Below are 4,485 nucleotides of genomic sequence, written 5' to 3'. Positions count from 1 at the left end.
TCTTCAACGCCCGCTACATCCTGGCCGACGAGGCTAGCGCCACCGACGCCGACTTCCTGGCGATCGAGTCGGTAGTGGCGCACGAGTACCTTCACAACTGGTCGGGCAACCGGGTGACGCTGCGCGACTGGTTCCAGCTTTCGCTCAAGGAAGGGCTGACGGTCTTCCGGGACACCGAGTTCAGTTCCGACCTGCATTCGCGCGCACTCAAGCGCATCGAAGTGGTGCGCCTGCTGCGCGGCCGGCAGTTCGCCGAAGACGCCGGTGCGCTGGCGCATCCGGTGCGGCCGGCGCGCTACAAGGAAATCAGCAACTTCTACACGCTGACGATTTACGAGAAGGGCGCCGAGGTCATCCGCGTGCTGCATACCCTGGTGGGCGAAGACGCCTTCCGCGCCGGCATGGACCGCTACTTCGCCGACAACGACGGCAAGGCGGCGACGCTGGAGGACTTCATGGCCGCGCACGCCGCCGCCAGCGGCCGCGACCTGTCCGGTTTCGCGCGCTGGTATGCGCAGGCGGGCACGCCGGAAGTGGCGATCAGCGCCGACTTCGACGATGCCAGCGGCGACTACACGCTCACCATCGACCAGCACACGCCGCCGACGCCGGGCCAGCCCGACAAGCAGCCGCTGGTCATTCCGCTGCGCTACGTGCTGTTCGACGCGCAAGGCGCGGTCGTGGACCAGGCGCCGGAATCGGACGCCGTCGTGCGCGACGGCCTGGTCGAACTCACCGGCGCCCGCCACGTGCTGCGCTGGCGCGGCCTGAAGGGCGCGCCGCTGCCGGCCTTCAACCAGGGCTTCGGCGCGCCGGTGAAACTGCGCTTCGACCAGGGCGTGGACGAACTTGCCCGCCTGGCCCGGCTCGAGCGTGATTCCTTCAATCGCTGGGACCTGCTGCAGCGCCTGGCCACCGAGGCCCTGCTGGCCCGGCCGCACGCCGAGGCCGCCACCGGCGCGCTGTCCGATGCACTGGCCGACCTGCTGTCGGACCCCGACGCCGACCCGGCCTTCGTCGCCGAGTGCCTGGTGCTGCCCGATTTCGACACCCTGGCCGAACAGGTGGACGAAGTGGACGTGCAGGCCCTCGTGGGCCGGCGCGAAGAGTTGCTCGACCGCCTGGCCGAAGACCAGGTCGAACGCCTGCAGCTTCGTTACGAAGCGCTGGCCGCCGACGCGCGCGAAGGCCTGTCGGGCAAGGCCATGTCGGCGCGCGCGCTGCGCAACGCCTGCCTGGCCTGGCTGACGCGGATCGACCCGGAGGCGCGACTGGCGCAGGCGCAGTTCGACGCCGGCGGCAGCATGACCGAACGCATCGCCGCACTTCGCTGCCTGCTGCACTTCCAGGCGCCGGGCGCCGAAGTTGCGCTGGCCGGTTTCCGTGAAGCCCACGCGGCCGACCCCCTGGTCACCGACAAGTGGATCGGCCTGGTGGCCACGCGCCCGCATCCCGAAGCGCTCGACGACGTCCAGGCCCTGATGGCCTCGACCTGGTGGAAGCCCGCCAATCCCAACCGGGTGCGCGCGCTGATCGGCAGCTTCGCGCGCCTGAACCCGCTGGCCTTCCATCGGCGCGACGGCGCCGGCTACCGGCTGGTCGCGGCGCAGGTGGCGGCGCTAGACGCCGTGAACCCGCAGGTCGCGGCCCGGCTGCTGGGCGCCTTCGAAAGCTGGCGCCGCTGGGCCGAACCCCAGCGCGGGCAGGCACGGGCGGCGCTGGACTCGATGGCCGGGCAGCTGGCCTCGCCGGACAGCCGCGACCTGCTCGAACGGTTGCTGGGCTGAGCGGCGATTCGCCGCCGGTGAAGGCTGGGTGAGTTAAGGGGGTATTCACCCCCCGGCGCCAAGACTGCCCGACATGACTGGGGGAAACGCCATGAAACGCCTGCTGATGCTGCTAGTCCCATTGATCGCGCTCACTGGCTGCGCGACCTACGGCGACGGCTATTACCGCGACCGCACGGTCTATCGCGACGGCGGCTATTACTACCCCGCGTACGACGGCGACGGCGACTACTACTACGGCGCCGACGACGGTTACGACTACGACTATCCGTACGGCGGCAGCATCGGCTATGGCTACGGTTACGGCTATTCGCCGTTCTGGGGCCTGGACCGCTACCGCTGCCGCAGCTATTACGGCTGCGTGCCCAGCTGGGGCGGTTATTACCCCTACCACTACTCGCCGGGCTGGAGCTTTTCGGTCGGCAACACCTGGGGCTGGAACAACTGGGGCTGGTACGGCGGCTACCACGGGTACGACCGGCCGCGTTATCGCGACCCCAATCCGCGCCCGGACTACCCGTACTACGGCAACGAAGACAACTACGACCGCTGGCCGCAGCCGATGCCCAAGCCGCGCCCGGACAGATACCGCAACAGCCGCGAACCGGTCAGCACCCCGCGCCCGGGCACGCCGGTGAACCCGCCGCGCCGCCCGGTGGTGGGCGGTGAACGCGCCCGCGACCCGGGCCAGCCGCTGCAGCGTGGCTACACCAAGCCGGCCCTGCGTCCGGAAGCCAGCGTGCGTCCGGGCACCTACCCGGCACCGCGCGCGGTGGGTGGCGAACGCAGCCTGCAGCCCGTGCGCCGCGCCACGGTGCCGGTGCAGCCGGCGCCCGCGCGTTCGGGCGGCACGCGCATGCGCTATCCCGAGCCGGTGCGGTCGGAACCTGTGCGCTCGCAGCCGCGCCAGTCGGTCGGCCAGCCGGCACCGGCAGTCCGCCAGGTGCAGGGCGAGCGCTACACCCGCCCGGCTCCGCAGGCCCGGCCGATGCCGCAGGCCCGCCCGGCTCCGCAGGCGCGTCCGGCGCCCGTGCCCCGCGCCACGCCGATGGCAAAACCGGCCCCGCGCCAGGCGCCGCCTGCACCGCGTCCGGCACCGCGTCCGCAAGTGAGACCCACGTCACAAAACAGCACATCCGACGACGAACCCTAGGCCCTGGGCGGTCTGACGGTATTGCGCCGCCCTTGGGTGCGGCGCATCCTGCGACCGCCGACTGACACTTTGCGTCACGTTGTGACGCGGGTGCGGGTTCGACCCTCTGTTCGGCGCCCGGCATCAGGTCCCCTGGATTCCCCCTGTTCCAAGACCCGCCGGGCGCCGACTTTATCCCTGCAGCGCCGTGTCTTCGCCGGACCGCTGAAAAAAGGCAAAAAAAAGGGCCTGGCGCTCCCCCCCGGGAGCGCCAGGCCCTGGCATCCCTACCGCGCGCCTGACCAGCCCCTGTTCAGTCTGGTCGACGCCCCCCGGCGTTGGCCGCGGTAGGTGCCTTGGGGTTAAAGCAGAAAGCGTGCCAAGCCCGGACAGATGCGCCGTCGCCCCCCAGGACGGATAATCGCGGCCCCTAACGGATCCCGACCATGCTCAGTTATGAAGTGATCGTCATCGGCGGCGGCCACGCCGGCACCGAAGCGGCCCTTGCGGCTGCGCGGGCCGGTGCGCGCACGCTGCTGCTGACCCACAGCATCGAGACGGTCGGGCAGATGAGCTGCAACCCGGCCATCGGCGGCATCGGCAAGGGCCACCTGGTGCGCGAGATCGACGCCCTGGGCGGCGCCATGGCCCGTGCCGCCGACCAGGCCGGCATCCAGTGGCGCACGCTCAATGCCAGCAAGGGTCCGGCCGTGCGCGCCACCCGCGCCCAGGCCGACCGCACGCTGTACAAGGCGGCGATCCGGCGGATGGTGGAAAACCAGCCGAACCTGACGCTGTTCCAGGCTGCGGTGGACGACCTGTTGATCGAAAATGGCGAGGTGCGCGGCGCCGTCACCCAGTCCGGCCTGCGCTTTACGGCGCCGGCCGTGGTGCTGACCGCCGGCACCTTCCTGGCCGGCCGCATCCATGTCGGGCTCAAGAACCACCCGGGTGGCCGCGCCGGCGAGGCGCCCGCCACCACGCTGGCCCAGCGCCTGCGCGAAGGCCCCTTCGTGGTCGATCGGCTCAAGACCGGCACGCCGCCGCGCATAGATGGCCGCAGCCTGGATTATTCGGTGATGGCCGAACAGCCCGGCGACGACCCGCGCCCGGTGTTCTCCTTCCTGGGCAGCGTGCACGAGCACCCGCGGCAGGTGTCGTGTTTCATCACGCACACCAACGAACGCACCCACGAGGTGATCCGCGGCGGCCTGGACCGCTCGCCGATGTACGCCGGCGAGATCGAAGGCGTGGGCCCGCGTTATTGCCCCAGCATCGAGGACAAGGTGGTGCGCTTCGCCGACAAGGCCTCGCACCAGGTGTTCGTCGAGCCCGAGGGCCTGGACACCCACGAGATCTACCCCAACGGCATCTCCACCTCGCTGCCCTTCGAGGTGCAGCTTGAACTGGTGCGTTCGATGCGCGGCTTCGAAAACGCCGTGATCACGCGTCCGGGTTATGCCATCGAATACGACTATTTCGACCCGCGCGGCCTGAAGGCTTCGCTGGAAACCAAGGCCGTGCCCGGCCTGTTCTTCGCCGGCCAGATCAACGGCACCACCGGCT

Annotated in this window: 3 protein-coding genes; all 3 read left to right on the top strand. The window is 70.3% G+C overall.

The features are described 5' to 3' along the window. Positions 1 to 1,787 (top strand): DUF3458 domain-containing protein (locus AACZ35_RS12760; protein WP_339829901.1); only part of this gene is annotated, 1,787 nt, incomplete at its 5' end. Between the two features lie 91 nt (positions 1,788 to 1,878). Further along, positions 1,879 to 2,940 carry a hypothetical protein gene (locus tag AACZ35_RS12755; protein ID WP_339829900.1) on the top strand — a complete coding sequence of 354 codons (1,062 nt, stop codon included), beginning with the start codon at positions 1,879 to 1,881 and terminating at the stop codon, positions 2,938 to 2,940. A gap of 425 nt (positions 2,941 to 3,365) precedes the next feature. Further along, positions 3,366 to 4,485, top strand: a 1,120-nt coding sequence (mnmG, locus tag AACZ35_RS12750; protein ID WP_339829898.1) for a tRNA uridine-5-carboxymethylaminomethyl(34) synthesis enzyme MnmG, incomplete at its 3' end; no start/stop codon positions are given.

This window comes from uncultured Arenimonas sp. (genome assembly GCF_963976025.1).
Lineage (GTDB): Bacteria > Pseudomonadota > Gammaproteobacteria > Xanthomonadales > Xanthomonadaceae > Arenimonas.
Note: the sequence above shows the minus strand (reverse complement) of the source record. Positions and strands in the feature narration are given on the sequence as shown.